The organism is Qipengyuania sp. NPDC077410 (assembly GCF_044543405.1).
In the GTDB taxonomy this organism is placed as follows: Bacteria; Pseudomonadota; Alphaproteobacteria; order Sphingomonadales; family Sphingomonadaceae; genus Qipengyuania; species Qipengyuania pacifica.
The window spans coordinates 741,511-760,720 of the sequence record NZ_JBITWB010000002.1 but is presented as its reverse complement, the minus strand read 5'-3'; the positions used below and the strand labels follow the sequence as shown (position 1 = coordinate 760,720).

The 19,210-nt window shown below is 59.8% G+C and carries 20 protein-coding genes and 1 tRNA gene; 8 read left to right on the top strand and 13 right to left on the bottom strand.

Features of this window, described 5'->3' with window-relative positions:
* Positions 1-10 precede the first annotated feature (10 nt).
* A complete protein-coding gene (gene ahcY / locus ACIGGE_RS11710; protein ID WP_397490460.1) occupies positions 11-1,417 on the bottom strand; it encodes an adenosylhomocysteinase in 1,407 nt (468 codons plus the stop codon).
* A gap of 204 nt (positions 1,418-1,621) precedes the next feature.
* Here ahcY and ACIGGE_RS11705 point away from each other — a divergent pair, with 204 nt between their 5' ends.
* The gene (locus ACIGGE_RS11705; protein WP_103023304.1) at positions 1,622-2,101 is read left to right on the top strand and encodes a peroxiredoxin; all 480 of its coding nucleotides are present in this window, start codon (positions 1,622-1,624) and stop codon (positions 2,099-2,101) included.
* Positions 2,102-2,755: 654 nt separating this feature from the next.
* Positions 2,756-3,538, top strand: coding sequence for a class I SAM-dependent methyltransferase (locus ACIGGE_RS11700; protein ID WP_397490459.1), 783 nt, complete (start codon positions 2,756-2,758; stop codon positions 3,536-3,538).
* 77 nt (positions 3,539-3,615) lie between these two features.
* Here ACIGGE_RS11700 and folE read toward each other — a convergent pair whose 3' ends face one another.
* From folE to ACIGGE_RS11685, 3 genes are read right to left on the bottom strand one after another with little or no spacing between them, the layout of a single operon-like run.
* Positions 3,616-4,227, bottom strand: a complete 612-nt coding sequence (gene folE, locus ACIGGE_RS11695) for a GTP cyclohydrolase I FolE (RefSeq protein WP_103023301.1) — start codon at positions 4,225-4,227, stop codon at positions 3,616-3,618.
* Positions 4,224-5,765: a phospholipase D-like domain-containing protein gene (locus ACIGGE_RS11690; protein WP_397490458.1), complete on the bottom strand. Its 1,542-nt coding sequence runs from the start codon at positions 5,763-5,765 to the stop codon at positions 4,224-4,226. Before ACIGGE_RS11690 ends, folE begins: the two co-directional genes overlap by 4 nt.
* 15 nt (positions 5,766-5,780) lie before the next feature.
* A complete protein-coding gene (locus ACIGGE_RS11685; protein ID WP_397490457.1) occupies positions 5,781-6,272 on the bottom strand; it encodes a hemerythrin domain-containing protein in 492 nt (163 codons plus the stop codon).
* A 124-nt stretch (positions 6,273-6,396) separates the two neighbouring features.
* Here ACIGGE_RS11685 and ACIGGE_RS11680 point away from each other — a divergent pair, with 124 nt between their 5' ends.
* A complete protein-coding gene (locus ACIGGE_RS11680; protein WP_397490456.1) occupies positions 6,397-6,759 on the top strand; it encodes a metallopeptidase family protein in 363 nt (120 codons plus the stop codon).
* Positions 6,760-6,807: 48 nt separating this feature from the next.
* Here the strand turns inward: ACIGGE_RS11680 and ACIGGE_RS11675 are convergent.
* Together ACIGGE_RS11675 and ACIGGE_RS11670 are read right to left on the bottom strand one after the other, a co-directional pair.
* Positions 6,808-6,884 (bottom strand) — tRNA-Arg (locus tag ACIGGE_RS11675).
* Between the two features lie 50 nt (positions 6,885-6,934).
* Positions 6,935-7,324, bottom strand: coding sequence for an NUDIX domain-containing protein (locus tag ACIGGE_RS11670; protein WP_397490455.1), 390 nt, complete (start codon positions 7,322-7,324; stop codon positions 6,935-6,937).
* Between the two features lie 117 nt (positions 7,325-7,441).
* Between ACIGGE_RS11670 and ACIGGE_RS11665 the strand changes: the two genes are divergently transcribed.
* Together ACIGGE_RS11665 and ACIGGE_RS11660 are read left to right on the top strand one after the other, a co-directional pair.
* On the top strand, positions 7,442-7,621 hold the full coding sequence (locus tag ACIGGE_RS11665) for a Flp family type IVb pilin (RefSeq protein ID WP_103023297.1): 180 nt from the start codon (positions 7,442-7,444) through the stop codon (positions 7,619-7,621).
* A 121-nt stretch (positions 7,622-7,742) separates the two neighbouring features.
* A complete protein-coding gene (locus ACIGGE_RS11660; protein WP_397490454.1) occupies positions 7,743-7,922 on the top strand; it encodes a Flp family type IVb pilin in 180 nt (59 codons plus the stop codon).
* A gap of 60 nt (positions 7,923-7,982) precedes the next feature.
* On the opposite strand, the gene ACIGGE_RS11655 is transcribed toward ACIGGE_RS11660, so the two are convergent.
* The 5 genes from ACIGGE_RS11655 to ACIGGE_RS11635 form a co-directional block, all read right to left on the bottom strand.
* On the bottom strand, positions 7,983-9,461 hold the full coding sequence (locus ACIGGE_RS11655; protein ID WP_397490453.1) for a M48 family metalloprotease: 1,479 nt from the start codon (positions 9,459-9,461) through the stop codon (positions 7,983-7,985).
* A 122-nt stretch (positions 9,462-9,583) separates the two neighbouring features.
* Positions 9,584-10,528, bottom strand: coding sequence for an acetyl-CoA carboxylase carboxyltransferase subunit alpha (locus tag ACIGGE_RS11650; RefSeq protein ID WP_397490451.1), 945 nt, complete (start codon positions 10,526-10,528; stop codon positions 9,584-9,586).
* 9 nt (positions 10,529-10,537) lie between these two features.
* Positions 10,538-11,416, bottom strand: coding sequence for a tyrosine recombinase (locus ACIGGE_RS11645; RefSeq protein ID WP_397490449.1), 879 nt, complete (start codon positions 11,414-11,416; stop codon positions 10,538-10,540).
* Position 11,417: 1 nt separating this feature from the next.
* Positions 11,418-13,265, bottom strand: coding sequence for a hypothetical protein (locus tag ACIGGE_RS11640; protein ID WP_397490448.1), 1,848 nt, complete (start codon positions 13,263-13,265; stop codon positions 11,418-11,420).
* Positions 13,262-13,396 (bottom strand): hypothetical protein, encoded by a 135-nt coding sequence (locus ACIGGE_RS11635; protein ID WP_255407925.1) that lies wholly within the window; start codon positions 13,394-13,396, stop codon positions 13,262-13,264. The genes ACIGGE_RS11640 and ACIGGE_RS11635 overlap by 4 nt, the downstream gene beginning before the upstream one ends.
* A 75-nt stretch (positions 13,397-13,471) precedes the next feature.
* On the opposite strand from ACIGGE_RS11635, the gene ACIGGE_RS11630 reads away from it, so the two are divergent.
* The 3 genes from ACIGGE_RS11630 (at position 13,472) to ACIGGE_RS11620 (ending at position 16,673) form a co-directional block, all read left to right on the top strand.
* A complete protein-coding gene (locus ACIGGE_RS11630) occupies positions 13,472-14,038 on the top strand; it encodes a shikimate kinase (protein ID WP_103023292.1) in 567 nt (188 codons plus the stop codon).
* On the top strand, positions 14,029-15,138 hold the full coding sequence (aroB, locus tag ACIGGE_RS11625) for a 3-dehydroquinate synthase (protein ID WP_397490447.1): 1,110 nt from the start codon (positions 14,029-14,031) through the stop codon (positions 15,136-15,138). Before ACIGGE_RS11630 ends, aroB begins: the two co-directional genes overlap by 10 nt.
* A 119-nt stretch (positions 15,139-15,257) precedes the next feature.
* Positions 15,258-16,673 carry a peptide MFS transporter gene (locus ACIGGE_RS11620; RefSeq protein ID WP_397490446.1) on the top strand — a complete coding sequence of 472 codons (1,416 nt, stop codon included), beginning with the start codon at positions 15,258-15,260 and terminating at the stop codon, positions 16,671-16,673.
* Positions 16,674-16,706: 33 nt separating this feature from the next.
* Here ACIGGE_RS11620 and ACIGGE_RS11615 read toward each other — a convergent pair whose 3' ends face one another.
* Positions 16,707-16,964 (bottom strand): hypothetical protein, encoded by a 258-nt coding sequence (locus ACIGGE_RS11615; protein WP_103023289.1) that lies wholly within the window; start codon positions 16,962-16,964, stop codon positions 16,707-16,709.
* 179 nt (positions 16,965-17,143) lie between these two features.
* Positions 17,144-19,210 (bottom strand): biotin carboxylase N-terminal domain-containing protein, encoded by a 2,067-nt coding sequence (locus tag ACIGGE_RS11610; RefSeq protein ID WP_397490445.1) that lies wholly within the window; start codon positions 19,208-19,210, stop codon positions 17,144-17,146.

Sequence of the window (19,210 nt, the reverse complement as noted above, 5' to 3'; positions counted from 1 at the left end):
GTTGCGACAATCAGTAGCGGTAATGTTCCGGCTTGAACGGCCCTTCGACCGGGACGCCGATGTAATCCGCCTGCTTCTGGCTGAGCTGGGTGAGCTTCACACCGAGCTTGTCGAGGTGGAGCGCGGCGACCTTTTCGTCGAGATGCTTGGGCAGCACGTAGACGTCGTTCTTGTAGTCTTCGCCCTTGGTCCACAATTCGATCTGGGCCAGCGTCTGATTGGTGAAGCTGAAGCTCATCACGAAGCTCGGGTGGCCAGTCGCGCAAGCGAGGTTCACGAGGCGACCCTTGCCAAGGACGATGATTTCCTTGCCGTCGGGGAACTTCACGAGATCAGTGCCAGGCTTGAGTTCGTTCCACTCGTAATTGTCGAGCGCCGAAATCTGGATCTCGCTATCGAAGTGGCCGATGTTGCACACGATTGCCATGTTCTTCATCGCCTTCATGTGTTCGGCAGTGATCACATGCTCGTTGCCTGTCGCCGTGCAGAAGATGTCGGCGACCTTCACCGCTTCTTCCATCGTGACGACTTCGAAACCGTCCATCGCGGCCTGCAGTGCGCAGATCGGATCGATTTCGGTAACGAGGACACGCGCACCGCCATTGCGGAGGGACTGAGCCGAGCCCTTGCCGACATCGCCGAAGCCAGCAACGCAGGCAACCTTGCCCGACAACATCACGTCGGTAGCGCGGCGGATCGCATCGACCAGCGATTCGCGGCAGCCGTAGAGATTGTCGAACTTCGACTTAGTCACGCTGTCGTTCACATTGATGGCCGGGAACGGCAGCTTGCCCTGCTTGGCAAGGTGATAGAGACGGTGAACGCCCGTAGTCGTTTCTTCCGACACGCCGACGATGTTCTTGACCGAATTGGTCAGGTAGCCAGGCTTGGCAGCAACGAAGGCTTTGAGCGCGCGCTGGATTTCGATTTCTTCGGCGTTCTGCGGCTCGGGAAGTTCCTCGCCTGCCTCGATGCGGGCACCCCACAGCGCGAACATTGTCGCATCGCCGCCATCGTCGAGGATGATGTTGGCAGTCTGATCCTGGTCTTCATCGGTGGACCAATCGAAGATCTTGCCGACATAGTCCCAGTAATCCGCCAGGCTTTCACCCTTGATCGCGAAAACCGGAATGTCCTGTGCAGCAATGGCCGCGGCAGCGTGATCCTGCGTCGAATAGATGTTGCAGGTCGCCCAGCGCACATCTGCGCCCAGCGCCACGAGCGTTTCGATCAGGACGGCCGTCTGGATGGTCATGTGCAGCGAGCCGGTGATGCGCGCGCCCTTGAGCGGCTTTTGCGCATATTCTTCGCGCAGGGCCATGAGGCCCGGCATTTCGGTTTCGGCAATGGCGATTTCGGCGCGGCCGTATTCGGCTAGTGCAATGTCCTTGACGACGTAATCGGTAAAATCGGTCACGAAAAAATCCTCGGCTTTAGAATTGGCGACCGCATAGAAAATCCCGGTCGTTCTGTTGGCCCCGCCCCTAGCCACTTGCCGCCGCGAGGGCAATGCTGCGCCCCCCCGGCGTAGCGCAGGCCCGATTTACTATACGGCAGAACTTGCGCCGCACGGGCCACGGTCCTACCTCGCGCCAAGGATGGGACAGACGGAGTTTCCAACATGACGATTTCGGTGGGCGACAAACTGCCCGATGTAACCCTGGTCAAAGCGACCGAGAACGGCCCTGAACAGGTCAATGCGGCTGAGTATTTCAAGGGCAAGAAAGTCGCCCTGTTCTCGGTCCCCGGAGCATTCACGCCAACTTGCTCGGCGCGCCATCTGCCGGGCTATGTCGAAAAGGCCGACGAGCTGAAGTCGAAGGGCGTCGATGAAATCGTTGCGACAGCGGTCAACGATGCCTTCGTCATGGGCGCATGGAACAATGCTTCCGGTTCGAACGACATCACCATGCTGGCCGACGGCAATGGCGATTTCGCCGAAGCGGTCGGACTGACCATGGACGGTTCCGGCTTCGGCCTGGGCAAACGCGGGCAGCGCTATTCGATGGTCGTCGACGACGGCGTCGTGACGCAGCTCAATGTCGAACAACCCGGCGACTTCTCGGTTTCGAGCGCCGAACATATGCTCGGCCAACTCTAGGTCCATCGACGGCATCCGGTTTACACCGACCGGGGCTGTTTTAAAAACTCGTGGAAGGGCGGGACCGGTGGTCTCGCCCTTTTGCGTATTGGCGCCCCCGCCGACCTCCGCATCAGTCGCAACGCCGCGGAAATGTCGGGTTTCCAGCGGATACCGACCATTGCTCCGCGATAGACGACCGGCTGGACCAGCCCCTCTTCCGCGCGGCGGATCAGCTCTTCATTTGTCACCTTCCGCCAATCCGGTTTCCGGCGGGCTGTGTGCCCCGTGCCTGGCGGCGTGAGCACATGGTCCCAGGCAAAGGCGAACCCAGCGCCATCAGCCCGATCGCGGAGCCGATAGGCAGAAGCCCGTGTCATTCGCACGCGCTGTGCCGCAATGCCGACCGAACCAGCGACATATAGCTGCACCAGGAATTCGCATTGGCGCGAAACGCTCCAGCCGTCGGTGCGCGTCCTTGGCGTGGCGGGATGGAAGAATGGCGGTCGACGGCGGGCCTTATGGGCAGGTCGTTTGGACATCTTCCAGTCTGGAGCAGATATCGAGCCTGTAGGAAAGTCGTTTGAAGCAAGGAAGCAACATCGGCGCTGCCACCTGCTGGCTTCATTAATTTCAGGAGAGCTTTTACAAGTCAGCGGAAGAACGGGAGAGGTCATGAGCCAGGCAAGACTATCAGATGGCAGTGCGGGCGATGTCGACTACGGAAGGATCGGGGGGACTTACAGTCACTACCGTCGGCCCGAGCCCGCAATTGCATTGCAGATACGCCGTGCCCTTGGCGGTGCGCAGACGGTATTGAATGTCGGCGCGGGCGCCGGTTCCTACGAGCCGACGAATTGCGATGTAACGGCAGTAGAACCGTCGGCAGCCATGAGGGCCCAGAGGCCGTCCCATCTGGCAGTTGCCATCGACGCGGTGGCAGAGAGCCTCCCGTTTGAAGACGACAGCTTCGATGCGTCAATGGCGTCCGTGACAGTGCATCAGTGGTCCAATCTGGAAAAAGGTCTTGCGGAAATGCGCCGGGTCACTCGGGGTCCGGTCGTCCTTTTGGTGTGCGATCCTGCAATGATGATGGATTACTGGCTAAGCGACTACATCCCACAGGTCCGCGAGATCGAAGCACGCCGTTTCCCTCCGCTAAAGCGCATCGAGGCGGCTCTCGGCGGGACCGTTACGGTGGAGCCAGTACCTATCCCGCTGGAATGCGCCGACGGGTTCAACGAAGCTTATTACGGCCGACCGGAAGCTTTCCTAGAAGAAGGTGCCCGGCTCGCATGTTCGAGTTGGAGCCTCGTGCCACAATCCCTCGTCCAGCAGTTCGTCGACAGGTTGTCGCAAGATCTGGCGAGTGGTCAGTGGGATAAGCAATACGGACACTGGCGGAGCCGACCCTTTTATGAGGGTCCCTTGCGTCTGGTCATCGCAGAAGCCGAATAGATCACCGGCGTCGACCGGATATTCATGCGATCGGCAAGTTTAAAGACGCTTAGCGGTAAGGGGCCGCCTGCCAATCGCTACCCATAACCCATGAGCTTGAGCACTTCTTCGCGGCTGCGGTGGTCGTCGAGAAAGGTACCCATCATGCGGCTGGTCACCATTCCCACGCCTGGGGTACGGACCCCGCGAGCGGTCATGCAACTGTGCTGCGCGTCGATGACCACGGCGACGCCCTGAGGCTGAAGATTATCCCAGATGCAGTCCGCGACTTCGGCCGTGAGGCGTTCCTGAACCTGAAGCCGACGCGCGAAACCGTGAAGGACACGCGCAAGCTTCGAAATGCCGACCACCCGATCGTTGGGCAGATACGCAATGGCGGCCTTGCCGATGATCGGGGCCATGTGATGTTCGCAGTGCGACTGAAACGGAATATCCTTGAGCAGGACGATTTCGTTGTAACCGCCCACTTCCTCGAACACGCGGCCTAGGTGCTGCGCCGGGTCTTCTTCGTAGCCGACGCAGTATTCTTTCCATGCCCTCGCCACACGCTTGGGTGTATCGAGCAGGCCTTCGCGAGAGGGATCGTCTCCGGTCCACTCGATAAGAGTGCGGATGGCATCCTGGACATGCTGGGGCACCGGCGGCTTTGCGCGCGGATCGTCCTCGTCGGGTCCAACTAGGCTACTCACTTTCCCCTGTACCTCCTGACCTTGTCGCGAAACCGCGAAAGCCTGCTCCCCTTGCGGAAAAGACCGCCCTTTGCAAATGGCTCGAACATGTCGTCGGGGTCCTCAGGATCGAGCAAGGCGCTGCGGGCCAGCGTTTCTTCGACATCGTTGAGGTCGGGCGGGCGATAACGCTCCAGAGTGCGCCCCTTGTTGCCTTGGGAATCTTCGATCAGCCCGATCATCGATCCGTGCCGGCTTAGCAGTTCGGGCATGGCCGCTTCTTCCAGACCGCAGTGCTCGGCCAAGAGGGAATAGCGCAGGGCGGCAATATTATCAGCGGCATGTTCGTTGCCGGGACGGGTTGAATCGATGAATACATCGCATTCGCTATCGAGCCCCATCGAGCGATTGTTCAGATTGGCCGATCCGATCCGCAGGATCTGGTCGTCGATGACCATCAGTTTTGCATGAACATAGATTGGCGTTTCGCCGCTAAAGGGTGACCAGAGCGAGAAGCGGCCCTTCGTGTCGGCCTCCTCGATCGATCTGACAAGCTCGGCGCGGGCATGGTCCATTGCCTGCTGTTCCAGCCAGCCATCGGCATGACGCGGATGGACGATCACGATTTCTGGCGGATCGTCTTCCTGCAGCCGCTCGATGATCGCTTCGGCGATCACGCGCGAGGCGAAATACTGGCTTTCGGCGTAGATGAACCGTTTGGCGCCCGCGATATGCTTGAGATAGAGCTGCGCGATCTCATCGACCTTGTCCCAGTCGCGATAGGCGGCGCGGGTTCGGGCGATGCCGATTTCCACATCTTCGAACTGTGCGGTCAGGGCATTTGGCCAGGGATTGCCCGGTCCATCCTCGACGTCCGGCAACTGATTGCCCCCGGCGCATATCCAGCGGTCACCGCCGAGATCGACCAAAGCCTTGGCAACATCGCCCTCCATCATCATGCTGACATCGTGCCACGGGCCGTAATCGGTTCCGCGAGGAGTCTTGCGCCGCGGATCGTGTTCCTTGTGGTCGCGCGTGTCCCAGCGCTTGTCGGTCATGTCGATACCGCCGCACACGGCGACCTTGTTGTCCAGAACCGCAATCTTCTGGTGATGCGTGCAGCCGATCGGATGCGCCGTATCGAACTTGAAACTGATTTGCCGGTGGCGAACCCAGCGAGCGAGGTCCCACCACATCGAGGCCCGACCGATCGTGGACAAGGCGCCGACGCTCCATTTCAGAAGACGTATGTCGAGCTGTTTACGGTGCCGCGCGAGCCAGGCAATGAAACTGCCGAGCCTAGAGGGATAGCCGCGCTTCCAAGTGCGCTGCCACCACCGACGCCCGCGTTCGAGATGAATGCGGGTATCGAAATCCCATCCGATGAGAAGGATGCGGCGGCGCGAGCCGAGCATGGCTTCCTGCATGAAGGCGAAATAATCCGCCGCATCAATGATGACGCTGGCGCGCGATGCTTTCGCGTAGCGCCACACGCCCGGTTCAACCGAAGGATCGAGCCGCGAGATACGGCTCGGATCCGGTTTTTCGTTTTTGCTCACAACCCCCCGATCCCCCTATTCCTTGGCGTCTTCCTTCTTCTCAGGAGTCACCTCGGCTTCCGCCTTCTCTTCTGTCTTACGACGCTCGAAGACCCGTTCCATGTGCTCCATATCCTTATCGTCGAGATATTTCGCAAAATCCGGGAAATGATCTTCTTCCTCTTCATCGATGTGATGGCGATAGTCATGATCGAACGTTTTGAATTTCGTCAGCCAGCCGCCCGACGACATGTCCGTGGCGGCGAGATCGTTCAGCGCTTCCTCGATTTCGTGATGTTCGGCAACCGAATGACGGGTTTCGTCCGTCGTCGGCGGCTTTCTGAGCATCGTCGAATACAAGGCCTGCTCTTCGGCGGCGGCATGGGATTTGAGTTCCTTGGTCAGCTCCTCGAACAGCGCTTCACGATCATTGCTGTCGCCGCTCGTCTCGAGCAGCTTGTCGAGAAGTTCCCTGTGCTTGTCGTGATCCTGCTTCAGTCGTTCGAAAATCTCGGTGGCGGTAGCCATGAAATCAATCTCCTTTGAAACCTGAACAGGTCACACGCAGTGCGGTTCCTGCCTTGAACCGATCCTGCGGCGCAATCATATCCATGTCACCATGCATGACCGACCGGCCCCTTCCAGAGAGCAGATGCAGATCATGGCGGAGGCGGCCTTTGCCGGCCTTCCCGCAGAGTTCCGCAGTCAACTGAGCGACGTCGTTCTCGAGGTCGAGGACTTTGCGACGCCCGAACAGCTTGAATCCGTGGATCTCGACGATCGCTGGCAACTGTCCGGACTGTACCAGGGTGAGCCCCTGCCCGACCGATCGATCTGGGAAAGCGGACGGATGCCGCCGCGCATATGGCTTTTTCGCGAACCGTTGATCGCGGAATGGCGTGCAACAGGGGTGAGGATGGAAGACCTCGTTCGCCATGTCGTCGTGCACGAGGCGGGCCACCATTTCGGCTTCAGCGACGAGGACATGCACCGGCTCGAAGACCAGGCCGACTAGCCGGGAATCAAAAAGCCCGCCTCGGTAAGGAGGCGGGCTTTTGGAAATTGGCGCGCCCGAAAGGATTCGAACCTCTGACCCCCAGATTCGTAGTCTGGTGCTCTATCCAGCTGAGCTACGGGCGCGCTTGGAGGGCGCCACATAGGCAGGCTCCAGAGTCTTGGCAATCCCTAAATCACCCTTTTTCGAACAACCTTCGAGATAGTTCGATATCGAGTGGGGGTTTTGGCAGCAAATCGATCTCGTGCGGCCTGAACCAGGCAATTTTGCCGCCTTCGAGAGCCGCGACCGGACTGCCGTCCCAAGCCGAACTGTAAAGCATTATGACAATCGGCTTCGTGCTTCCCGTTTCATTCTCTTCGGCGAATGCGACAGGCTGAACGGCGTGCGACGCAAGCGACAGTCCCAGCTCTTCCTGTATTTCCCTGACGAGAGCCTCACGCGGGCGTTCGCCGGGCTCCACCTTGCCGCCGGGGAACTCCCACAGGCCGCCATGATGTTTTTGGAGAGGCCGACGATGCATGAGCCAGAGCCCTTTGTCGTCGTGCAGCGCGAGTGCGACCACGCAGATCCATGTCGGGATTTTTTCCAAAGTCGCTGCTGCCCTCAACCCTTTTTTAACCTGACTAAAAGTAGTCACGAGCGGTCAGCTTGGACAAGTGACGGATGGGGGCATCTGGTAATGGTCGAATTCCTTAAAGATCTGGGACGCGACACGCGGGGTGCCACTGCAGTCGAATATGGGCTGATCCTCGCTCTCATCTTCCTCGCCATGGTCGGGGCAGTGCAGACTTTCGGGCAAGAAGTCATCGGAATGTGGAACTTGATCAGTGACACCATTCTCGCTTCGACTGGGGTTTGACGAGAGCAAAAAGATGCTCGTGCAGTTAGGATTTTTTCAACCACTGCCGTGCAAGAAGCAAGTTGCTCGCACCATGACATTGGAACGAGCCGGGTACGAAGACTGAACCAGGAGACGACACATGAAGTTTTTCCGCAAGCTGCGCCGCAATGAAGAAGGCGCTACCGCAATTGAATACGGCCTGATCGCTGCACTTATCGCAGTTGCTGCAATCACTGCCATGAGCAGCCTCGGCACGAACCTCAGCACGACGTTCACCAAGGTTTCGAGCTCTATGACTGCGCCTCCGAAGGCCGTTTAATCTAATTATGCAGGGCGGAGAATGTAGGTTCTCCGCCCTTTCATTATTTAGCGGTTAAAATTAACGCCCGCGAACCACGAGCTTAACCTTCTGCCCTGCGCTAATCCCTTCGTTTGAAGTCAGCCCGTTGAGGACACGGAACCGTTCTACCTGATTGTCGCTATAGGCCATCCGGCTAGCCAGCGAATTGATGGTATCTCCGCTACCGACGGTTACTACGTCGATCACACGCGGGATCACATTGGCTGCTGCCTGCGCATCGATACGCCGCATCGATCCAAACATTTCGTTGAAGCTTGAAGTCCCGCCAACCGGGGTGATGGCGAGGAAATGGTAAGCCCGATCATTGGCGAATTGATAGGCGAACACCGTCACATCGACCTGTCCATTCCCTGAATTCACACGCGCGCTCCCGTAAGCCGCCGGAAGCCCGTTGACGGTCGTCTTCTGAATCGACTGTGGTCGGATCTGTTGCTGCTGGCTGAGGCGCGAAAAAACGCTGGTGACGTAATTGTCGAGGTTGCCGCTGTACGGCGCCATCGTGAATTGTGCCTGTCCGCTCTGACCGTTAATGGTGACGGCGTCGGTGCCGTTCACCATAAAAAAGCCCTGCGGAGCAGTAAATGCGAGCCGCAATTCGGGATGGATGAACTGGCGCCCTTCGACCACACCCTGCGATGGATCGTCACCATAGGTGATGCCATCGATGCGCGTGAGGAAGGTATCACGATTGGTGACCCCACCTGTCGCGCCAGAAGCCTGCGCTGTCGCAAGGGCACTCTGCACACGGCTTGCCGGGTCCGGATGGGTGGATGCCCATTCAGGGATGCTCGCGTTCCCGCGACCCTGGACCCTGGCGTCGAGCGCGTTCTGAAGCGCCAAGCTCTGCAGAACGCTGGCCATGGCACGTGGATCGTAGCCCGCCTGATTGAGATAACGGATGCCGAGCCCGTCAGCCTCCAGTTCCTGCGAGCGGGAGAACTTCAGGGTCAGCAATTGCGAGCCCTGGAGAATCCCCTGCGAGATCTGTTGTCCGACGCCGCTGTTGCCAAGGAGGATACCCGAAAGGATAGCACCTGCCGCACCGAGTAGAGAATTCTGCTGGGCGGCCGCCTGGCGGCGCTGCGAGTGGCGGGCGGCAACATGGCCGACTTCATGCCCGAGAACACCGGCAAGTTCTGCTTCGTTGTTCATGAGAGCAACGAGCTGCCGGGTGGTATAAATATAGCCGCCTGGAATGGCGAAGGCATTGTTCACCGGGCTGTTGAGTAAAGACACCGTGAACGATTCGCGCGCATTCCCCAATCCGGAATGGACCGCGATGTTTTTTCCGACCTGTTCGACATATTGCGCTTGGCTGCCGGTCATTGCACCGCCGAATTCAGCGAGCAGTTGCGGATGTGCTTCGGCGCCCATTTGCGCTTCGCTCTGCGTGATGGGCGTCGAGGCACTGGGAATGTTTCCAGCACCAACACAACCCGACAAGGCGAGTGCGAGAGCGCTGACGGATGACGCCGCGATAAATCTTTTGCGTAACATGAAGAATTCTCCCCGATTTACACGAACGCGCGGGACGGCATTATCCGCCCGCGCGTTGTTGTTCGTTGACGGTAGGAGAACCGGAACGAGCGGAATTTTGTTCCCGCCGCTCGGGCTGCAAATCAGCCAGCTATTGCCAGGAAACGGTCTTCGCGCTGACGCTTGAGCTCATGCGGCGCGTAGCCGCCCAATATGTCCAGTTCTTCAGCGATCGCGGCACCCAGAGATGTGGCAGCGACTACAGGATCGCGGTGCGCACCGCCCACCGGTTCGGGGACGATGCGGTCAATCACGCCGAGACCTTTTAGATCCTGAGCGGTGACCTTCATCGCTTCTGCCGCGTCGGGCGCCTTTTCTGCGGTACGCCAGAGAATCGATGCGCAGCCTTCGGGTGAGATCACCGAGTATACGGCGTGTTCCATCATCAGAACACGTTCGGCGCTGGCCAGCGCGACTGCGCCGCCCGAACCACCTTCGCCGACGATTGCCGCCACCATGGGTACCGGCAGGGCGAGACACGCCTCCGTCGAGCGGGCAATAGCTTCCGCCTGCCCGCGTTCTTCCGCCTCGACCCCAGGAAACGCGCCCGACGTATCGACGAGCGTAACCACTGGAAGTCCGAAACGACCGGCCATTTCCATGAGGCGTATCGCCTTGCGATAGCCTTCCGGTTTGCCCATCCCGAAATTGTGACGGATGCGGCTGGCCGTATCGTTGCCCTTTTCATGGCCGATCAGAATGATCTTGCGTCCATTGAGCTTGGCGAAGCCACCGAGAATGGCTTCGTCGTCACCATAATTACGATCGCCCCCGAGCGGCACGAAATCCTCGAAAGCCTGTTCGACATAGTCACGGAAATGCGGGCGTGAGGGATGCCTGGCGACCTGTGTCTTTTGCCAGGGGCTGAGCGATTCGTACGTACTCGCCAAAAGATCGGCGCTCTTCTGCTCCAGACGGTGGAGCTCGGTAGAGATATCGACGTCGTCGCCATCGGCTGCGCTGCGCAGTTCTGCGATGCGCTGTTCCAGTTCGGCGACGGGTTTCTCGAATTCGAGGTAGGAAATCATGGCCGTGCGCTAGTCCGAACGAGGCCCGCGTGCAAGCGGGTGCCTTTCGTTGACAAGCCTGACGAGCCGCGCAGCATCGACATGCGTATAGATTTGGGTGGTCGAAATATCGGAGTGGCCCAGCAATGTCTGCAGTGCACGAAGGTCCGCCCCGCCCTCAAGCAAATGCGTTGCAAAGGCATGGCGCAAGACGTGAGGACTCAGCTTTTCGGGGGGCAGATCGGCATGAACGGCCAAATCCTTCAGGATCTGGAACAGGCGCACTCGAGAAAGGTGGCCGGTGCGCGAGGGAAACAGCCATTTCGAACTGGAATCGCGCAAGGCAAGCCATCGTTTGAGGGCCTTGTCCGCGCGGTGGCTGACAGGCACCATCCGCGCCTGCCCACCCTTGCCGATCACGGTAAGAAAAGGGGCATCCCGCGGTACCGCGGATACGGGTAGCGACACGAGCTCGGTCGCCCGCAAGCCCGATCCGTACAACATTTCCAACAACGTCAGCAGACGCACGGCGGCGGGACTATCTGCCTGCGCAGCTTCTTCTGCTGCCGTGAAAAGCGATTCGACCTCTTCGTGAGACAGTATCTTCGGCAGAGGACGGCGGGTCGCGGGTCGCGGCAACGCATGGGTCGGATCGTCATCTCGCAACCCGTCATCCACCAGAAAGCCGAAAAACTGTCGCAAGGCCGAAACCTTCCGCGCCAGTGTCGAGGGGGCAAGGTCGGACCAGCCTGCTCCGAGTTTGGCGAGCTGGGCAGAACTCGCCGTGTCCAGGTTCGAACCGATCAGTTCCTCGGCCTGCTCCAGGTCACGGCCATAAGCAAGAATCGTATTGCGCGCCGCGCCCCTTTCGGCAGCAAGCATGGCGAGGAAATCGGGAATCGCGCTCACATCAGGCGCGCGCCACGGCCTCCGCGGCGATCATCCTGGCTTCGGCGTCCAGTCCCACGCGCCGCAAGGCGGATACGATGTGATAGAGATGGCGGGCCGTCATGCGATCCCAGCTTGCACCCTGCATTCCGAGGCCCGCAAGCATGGCGACAAGAGCGCGATTATTCACTGCTGCAGCCTGATCAATCATGCGGGTCCAGCGACTTTCAGCCGTTATATTCACACCGAGGCGCCCATCATACTGATCCAGCGCGCCCTCGCCGATTTTGTCCAACCCGGCCAGCCCAGCGACCAGCATGCGCGATTTTCGCTGCCCCGACGAGCTATCATCGTCGATAAAGCTGTCGATATCGCCGCTGCTGACGCCAGCGGAACTGTTGGGCGCAGCCAGGGCGAGCAATGCCCAAGCCTGACTTCCGTCATCGACTTCGCCGGACCAGCGAACCGCATCTTTGTCGAGCCCGGCAGCGAGCATGGACGCGATGAGCCCGCCGGCGTCTTCGCTGAAATCGCTGCTCGGAGGAATACGCGCGGCAGCGTAGGCGGTCAGAACCATGCGACCATAAGAATAATCGCCACCACTTGACCATATGTCCCTGATCGCACCGATGCGCTGCACCGGGCTGGTGCCGACGTAGGCTTCGCGCAGGCTAGACGCGGTCTGCGCCGCGGGGCCCGCCACCCCGTCCTGCGCGTAAAGCTGGCTGTACAGATCGACCATCGCTGCAGAAGATAGAATTCCGCTCGTTCCGGCAACGTCGGCACCGGCTGCGCGCTGTGCAGGCGTGAGTGCCGGGGTGATGGCCGCAATGCTCAGAAGCTGGGGACTGGCCCGGTCGAGCAAGTTATCCGGGATCGTCTCGCCAAGCGTGTTTGCCATGGTGAACCGCCACGGCGTCAGGGAATTGATGTCGTCCCATTCGATCGTAACGGCGCGACGACCGCGCCCAGCCGCCCCTGCGAAGCGCTGCGCGAAAAGTACATCGATGCGATCGTCCTGAGTGCGATTCAGCAGGCGGCGAAGATCGTTCTGTGCCCGCGTCGTTTCGCCTGCATAGGCATTGCAGATCCCCGCAAGCATCTGCCATTCGGTATCGTCACGATTTGTCTGGACGAGTTGAACCGCGGGGCAGGCACCCACGACATCGGCACTTCCGATATACGCTTCCACCGCCGCATTGGTGAGTGCCGGCGAATAATTGCCAGTGTCAATATCCTGCACCAAAGCGCGAGCGACCACATATTCGCCCATCGCGTTAAGCACGTTGACCCGCAGAGTCGCGAATTCGACCGGATCCATCCCTTCGGGCGCAGCAAGCCTGCTGGCCAGCGCCCGCCGAAGCAGGATATGGCCCCAGCGCGAAACCATGGGCTGCGTGGTTCCGGCAAGCACCGCCCGGACCAGAGCCGCCGGCTGCTTTTCGAGCGAGGCCGAAGGAAGACCGCCCTCGCCCGCACCCAGAACGCCTACACGCTCCATAGAGCGACGGGCCGCGGGCGGGATATCAAACTTGGGCTTGAGGCCAAGGAATTCGTCGAGCTCGTCGGTCGACATGTCCTCAAGTTCCTGCAGCGTTGGCAGATCCGACAAGTCCAGATTCGCGCCCGATGGCGCCGCTTCCACTGGCAGGGGCTGGACGATCTCGCCAGATTGGGTTGCCGTCGGCTGCGGGGTACTGCCCTGGGTCGGTGCCGGTGCACGGCTCGGCTGCGGTGCCGGGGCAGGACTTGGGCTCGGCGCAGGATCATCGAAACCAGGCGGCAGCAAATCGACCGGCGCTTCCTGTGCCCAGACCATTGCCGACGTCAGCGCGAGCGCTGCGCCGCCTATCAACCATGCCGATTTCATCGTGCCGCCTCCGGCACATCGATCGTCTGTTCGATGGGGTGTAACGGTTCCTCACCGCCGTCGATCAACGCTGCAATCAGCAACGCCACGAACAGCACAGCCAATACGCCGCCAACCTTCCTGCCGCTCATAGCCAAGTTTTTCGCGTCCCGCTCCAAGTGCTGATACCTTGCCCGCGCCCTAGCCCAGTTCTAGGCACGGCGGCAATGACCCATGCGATCAGCCTCACCCCTGCCGAGATCGGTGGCATTGCCCGGCGGATAGACCGGCCGGTCGTGCTGGTGGGTCTTATGGGCGTGGGCAAATCAACGGTCGGACGCCGACTCGCTGCCATTCTCGGCACAGATTTCATAGATGTCGATGAAGAGATAGAACGCGCGGCCAATCGAACCATCAGCGAGATTTTCGAAACACATGGGGAAGCCTATTTCCGCGATGGCGAGCGGCGCGTGATCGCACGGCTCATGGGCGAAGCCCACGGCGTAATCGCAACGGGTGGCGGCGCATTCGTCGATCCCGAGACGCGGGGAATAATTCTGGGGCAGGCTATTGCGGTGTGGCTGGATTGCGATGTCGACACGCTGGTCGAGCGAACCTCGCGGCGCAATGACCGCCCTCTGCTGCGGACGGGCGACCCCCGCGAGATACTCGCCAAATTGAAGGATCAGCGCAGCGCGGCCTATGCCGAAGCGCCGATCCATGTGCTGACCAATAACGGACCCCACGCCGAAACGGCGGAGCGCATTCTGGAGGCAATCGACGCATGGCTGTAATCCCCGTCGAACTGGCAGGCCGGGAATATGAGGTTCGGGTAGGCCATGGCCTGCTTCAGAGCATCGCGACCGAAGCAGAGCCGTTTCTTCGCAAGCGCCACGTCTGCATTGTGGCTGACATCAATGCTCGCGAGAACTGGGGCGATGCGGTCTCGCGCTCGCTGGAGTTGGCAGGAATCGAACCGCGCTGGTTTGATGTCGCCCCCGGTGAAGCCTCGAAAAGCTGGGACAGCCTTGCCTGTCTTACAGACTGGCTCCTGGCGCAAAATGTCGAGCGCGGAGATCACGTCTTTGCACTGGGCGGCGGGGTCGTCGGTGACCTGACCGGTTTTGCCTGCGCCATTCTCAAACGCGGCTGCGGCTTCGTCCAGCTTCCGACCACACTGTTATCGCAGGTCGATAGTTCGGTTGGAGGGAAAACGGCGATCAATACACCTGCAGGAAAAAATCTGGTCGGAGCTTTCCACCAGCCATCCCTTGTGCTTGCAGACCTCGGAACCCTCTCCACCCTCCCCCAGCGCGAGATGCGCGCCGGATATGCCGAAGTTCTCAAATACGGCGTCCTTGGCGATCGCAGTTTTTTCGATTGGCTGGAGGAGCATGGCGATGCGGTCTTGGGAATGGAGCAAGCGCCATTGGAGGAAGCCGTGGCGAGAAGTGTTTCGGCCAAGGCGCGTATCGTTGCCGAGGATGAGCGTGAGACGAGCGGTGCACGAGCCCTGCTCAATCTGGGCCACACCTTCGGCCATGCCCTGGAAGCCGAGACGGGATTTTCCGACAAGCTTCTCCATGGAGAGGCTGTGGCGATGGGCATGGTGCTGGCGGCGCGATATTCTGCGCGGTGCGGTCTGATGCGCATCGAAGACGCCGAACGCGTTACACATGCGGTCGATGCCGCGGGCCTGCCAGCAGAAATATCCGCGCTGGAACTGGCATGCAGCGGCGGCGATCTTGCCGATCATATGCAGCATGACAAGAAGATGGATGCAGGCATCCTGCCCTTCATCCTTTTGCGCGGCATCGGGTCTGCATTTCTCGATCGCGAGGTTCGGCTGGAGGACGTGGCGGCCTTTCTCGACGAGCAGCTTCGAGCTCACTGAGCAGGCGCCATGTTGCGTGTCGAACGCGCCGCAATTTTCTACGAACGACTTTCAAAATCGCGCGACAGCATTGGGGTGCGCCGCTATCCCGGCGGCCTCTTGCAGGTGAGGATGCGCGCATGACCGTCGCCGAAGCGACTCCCGAACTCCGACTGTACGACCCCGAGGATCGCAGTTTCCTCGGACATCCCAAAGGTCTTGGCTACCTCGCCTTCACGGAAGCGTGGGAGCGGTTTTCCTATTACGGCATGCAAACGCTGCTCGTGCTTTACATGGTCAATTTCCTGCTCAAACCGGAAGAGGTCGGCAGTGTTGCGGGCATCGAGCAGCTTCGCGCGCTATATGGCGGGATCGACGGCCAACCCTTCGCCAGCGCCATCTTCGGCACATATGCCGCGAGCGTCTATCTCACGCCCATTTTCGGCGGCTGGATCGCCGATAGAATACTGGGAAAGAGGCGTACGGTGCTGCTTGGTGCGATCGTCATGGCGCTGGGCCATTTCCTGATGGCATTCAACGTGACGTTCCTGCTGGCTTTGCTTTGCCTGATCGTCGGTTCGGGGCTTTTCAAAGGCAATATCGCGAGCCAGGTCGGCAGCCTTTACTCACCGGGCGACCTTAGGCGGGCCGATGCATTCCAGATCTTCTATCTCGGCATCAACGCCGGTGTGATCGCCTCCCCCTTCATCGTTGGAACGCTGGGTGAAAAGGTGGGTTGGCACTGGGGGTTCGGCGCGGCGGGCATTGGCATGCTGATCGGCCTCGCAATCTATCTCGCGGGTCAGAAATATCTGCCCAAGGAGCATTTCGATGTTCCCGGCAAGGCTGCGGCGAAAACGGATAAGAAACCGCGCGAACCCATGACGCGGCAAGACTGGCTGGCGACATCAGCTCTTATTCTTCTCATCCCCGTCCTCGCGCTCGCCATCGTGCCCAACAATCAGATATTCAATGCCTATCTGGTGTGGGGGGATCAGCAGTTTGCGCTTTACTGGGGCGGCGAGAAGCTTCCTACCAGCTGGCTCGTGTCACTGGATGCGATCGTATCGGTCAGTTTTCTGGCCATCGTCGCCGGGTTCTATCGCTGGTGGAAGACCAAGTGGACGGAGCCAGACGAACTGACGAAGATCATCATCGGATCGTTATTCTCCATTGGCGGGATGGCCTGCCTCTATCTTGCCGCCGCCACCACACCGCCGGGCGAGAAGATCGGGCTTTTCTGGCCGGTCATGTTTCACATCGTGAACGCCATCGGCTTTGCGCACATGTTGCCGGTCAGCCTTGCACTGTTCGCCCGCCTTGCACCAAAGCAGATCAATGCGACCGTAATCGGCCTGTATTACCTGTCCTTCTTCGCGGGAAATTCCATTGTCGGTTACGTCGGGGGCTGGTTCGAGACGATGCCGATCACGCAGTTCTGGCTGATGCACATGGGCTTTGCCGCGACAGCGGGCGCTGTCTTCCTCCTGTTCAAGCTACTGCTCGCACCGCGCCTGATGCGCGACGTCGAGCCGGAGAACGTCGCGCTCTCGTGACGCGAGCGCGGAGTTTTCGCAGTAGGAGCTTGGCTAGCCCGCCCGAGGCTCCAGCCGCATTATCCTGCCCGACGCGATCGGCTGGTAATCTGCCATCATCGAATCGTGCTCGGCCAGCAATCGTTCGATTTCGCTACGTCGTTGAAGGATGGTGTGAGCAATGCCCGGAGCGAGGCTTTCACCATCGCCTATTTTCCCGAGAATCCCGGCAAGATCGCTCACCGTCGCTTCTTCGGGAGTCTTAAAATACTGCCCTTTGCGATCGAAAAACCCTGTGCCCCGCTGTGCCATTTGATGCTCCTGTAATTGCGTTCAGAAGCGACTCGAAGGAGCGTAGTATGGGTCAGTTGGGCGATCGCTGGAAGGCCGTTAACCTAAAAATCCATGCCGCTCGTAAAATGAGCAAGATCGATGTTCTAATAGGGGCGATCTGACCCGCGAAAGGCTTGAAGCCCTTCGCGGGCTAAGACCTATTCCAGTTCGAGTATGACTTCGTCCACGGCGAGGCTATCACCTTCTTCGGCATTTATCTTGCCGATCGTAGCCTGCTTTTCGGCCCGCAGAATGTTTTCCATCTTCATCGCTTCCACTGTCGCAAGCGGCTGGCCGGGTTGGACTTCATCCCCCTCGCCAACATGCAGCTTCACCAGCAGGCCCGGCATGGGGCAGATCAACATCTTGGAAAGGTCCGGCGGGGTCTTCTCGATCATATGCGATGCGAGATGGGCGATACGTGTCTGCAGGATCCGCAAATGATGCGTGGCCCCGCGCGTTGTCACGGCATAACCGGTACGCGTCGGCTTCAACTGAAATGTGTAGCTTTGGATCGGCTCGGCATCTTCGCCCGCGCCGTTTTCAAACAGCGCCACATCCACCATTCGCTCGCCTGGCGTATACTGCATCTCGATCGTGACTTGCTCACCATCGACCGTCAGCGCGTTTTCCTCCAGCCGCACGTCGTAGCTCGTCGAACCCTCTTCGCGCTCGCCGATACGAATGGTCCAGTCACCCGGAGCATAGAGATCGTCCGACAACTGCCCTTCGATGCGTCGTGCCCGGTCGGCATCCGCCGTAGCGATGACCCCGCCCACGGCTGCGAGTACGCTCGTCAGACGATCATCGGCCGGAGCGCCTTCAAAACCTTCGGGATATTCTTCCGCGATGAAGCCGGTGGTCAGTTCGCCCGACCGGAAGCGCGGATGCTGCATGATCGCGCTGAGGAAATCGACATTGTGGCCCAAGCCTTCGATCCTGAACGCATCTAGGGCGGCAATCTGGAGATCGGCGGCGTCGTCGCGCGTTTCACCCCAGGTAACCAGCTTTGCAATCATGGGGTCGTAGAACATCGAGACCTCACCGCCTTCGAACACCCCGTCGTCCACTCGAACGCCGTCGACGCCGCGGCGCCCGTTTTCCGAGCCGTCGTCAGCCCAGGGCTCTACCGGTGGGTGATAGCGCACGAGGCGGCCGGTGGATGGCAGGAAGCCGCGGTAAGGATCTTCTGCATAGACCCGGTTCTCTATCGCCCAACCGTCTATCTTTACGTCGCTTTGCGTCAGTTCGAGCTTTTCGCCAGCGGCGACGCGGATCATCTGCTCGACCAGGTCGACGCCCGTGATCGCCTCGGTAACGGGATGTTCCACCTGCAGGCGAGTGTTCATTTCGAGGAAGTAAAAGCTTTCGCCCGTCTTGTCCGCGCCCGAAACAATGAGTTCTACCGTACCCGCACTGTAATAACCAACGGCCTTGGACAGTGCGACGCACTGTTCGCCCATGGCCTTGCGCATCTTCGGCGTGACGAAGGGCGACGGGGCTTCTTCGACCACCTTCTGGTGGCGGCGCTGGATCGAACATTCACGTTCGTTGAGGTAGATCACATTTCCGTGCTGGTCGCCGAGGATCTGGATTTCGATGTGGCGCGGGTCTTCGATAAATTTCTCGATGAAGACGCGCTCGTCGCCGAAGCTGTTCAGTCCTTCGCGCTGTGTCGCTTCGAAGCCATCCTTCACATCCTGATCGTTCCACGCCAGGCGCATGCCCTTGCCGCCGCCGCCCGCGCTGGCCTTCATCATTACCGGATAGCCGATCCGGTTCGCCCATTCGAGCGCCTCCGCCGTATCGGCGATGGCGCCGCCCGAACCGGGCACGGTGTTGACCCCCGCTTCTTCAGCGATTTTCTTGCTTTCGATTTTGTCGCCCATCGCGGCAATGGCTTGGGCAGGCGGGCCGATGAATGCGATGCTTTCTTTCGCCAAAGCTTCCACGAAACTAGCTCGTTCCGACAGGAAGCCATAACCCGGATGTACGGCCTCTGCGCCAGTCTGCTTACAGGCGGCGATGATCTTGTCCGCGACGAGATAGCTTTCGGAGGCTTGCGCGGGACCAATGTGCACCGCTTCATCCGCCATTTTCACGAAAGGTGAACGCGCATCTGCATCGGAATAAACGGCCACGGTTGCGATACCCATCCGGCGCGCGGTCTTGATGACCCGGCAAGCGATTTCACCGCGATTGGCGATTAGAATTTTCTTGAACAC

What these genes read in the sequence shown, in the direction of transcription:
- ACIGGE_RS11620 (WP_397490446.1), top strand. Translation starts at nt 15,258, where the DNA reads ATGACCGTCGCCGAAGCGACTCCCGAACTCCGACTGTACGACCCCGAG.
- ACIGGE_RS11660 (WP_397490454.1), top strand. Translation starts at nt 7,743, where the DNA reads ATGAAGTTTTTCCGCAAGCTGCGCCGCAATGAAGAAGGCGCTACCGCA.
- ACIGGE_RS11635 (WP_255407925.1), bottom strand. Translation starts at nt 13,396, where the DNA reads ATGAGCGGCAGGAAGGTTGGCGGCGTATTGGCTGTGCTGTTCGTGGCG.
- ACIGGE_RS11650 (WP_397490451.1), bottom strand. Translation starts at nt 10,528, where the DNA reads ATGATTTCCTACCTCGAATTCGAGAAACCCGTCGCCGAACTGGAACAG.
- ACIGGE_RS11615 (WP_103023289.1), bottom strand. Translation starts at nt 16,964, where the DNA reads ATGGCACAGCGGGGCACAGGGTTTTTCGATCGCAAAGGGCAGTATTTT.
- ACIGGE_RS11630 (WP_103023292.1), top strand. Translation starts at nt 13,472, where the DNA reads ATGACCCATGCGATCAGCCTCACCCCTGCCGAGATCGGTGGCATTGCC.
- ACIGGE_RS11700 (WP_397490459.1), top strand. Translation starts at nt 2,756, where the DNA reads ATGAGCCAGGCAAGACTATCAGATGGCAGTGCGGGCGATGTCGACTAC.
- ACIGGE_RS11680 (WP_397490456.1), top strand. Translation starts at nt 6,397, where the DNA reads ATGCAGATCATGGCGGAGGCGGCCTTTGCCGGCCTTCCCGCAGAGTTC.
- ACIGGE_RS11685 (WP_397490457.1), bottom strand. Translation starts at nt 6,272, where the DNA reads ATGGCTACCGCCACCGAGATTTTCGAACGACTGAAGCAGGATCACGAC.
- aroB (WP_397490447.1), top strand. Translation starts at nt 14,029, where the DNA reads ATGGCTGTAATCCCCGTCGAACTGGCAGGCCGGGAATATGAGGTTCGG.
- ACIGGE_RS11665 (WP_103023297.1), top strand. Translation starts at nt 7,442, where the DNA reads ATGGTCGAATTCCTTAAAGATCTGGGACGCGACACGCGGGGTGCCACT.
- ACIGGE_RS11655 (WP_397490453.1), bottom strand. Translation starts at nt 9,461, where the DNA reads ATGTTACGCAAAAGATTTATCGCGGCGTCATCCGTCAGCGCTCTCGCA.
- ACIGGE_RS11705 (WP_103023304.1), top strand. Translation starts at nt 1,622, where the DNA reads ATGACGATTTCGGTGGGCGACAAACTGCCCGATGTAACCCTGGTCAAA.
- ACIGGE_RS11640 (WP_397490448.1), bottom strand. Translation starts at nt 13,265, where the DNA reads ATGAAATCGGCATGGTTGATAGGCGGCGCAGCGCTCGCGCTGACGTCG.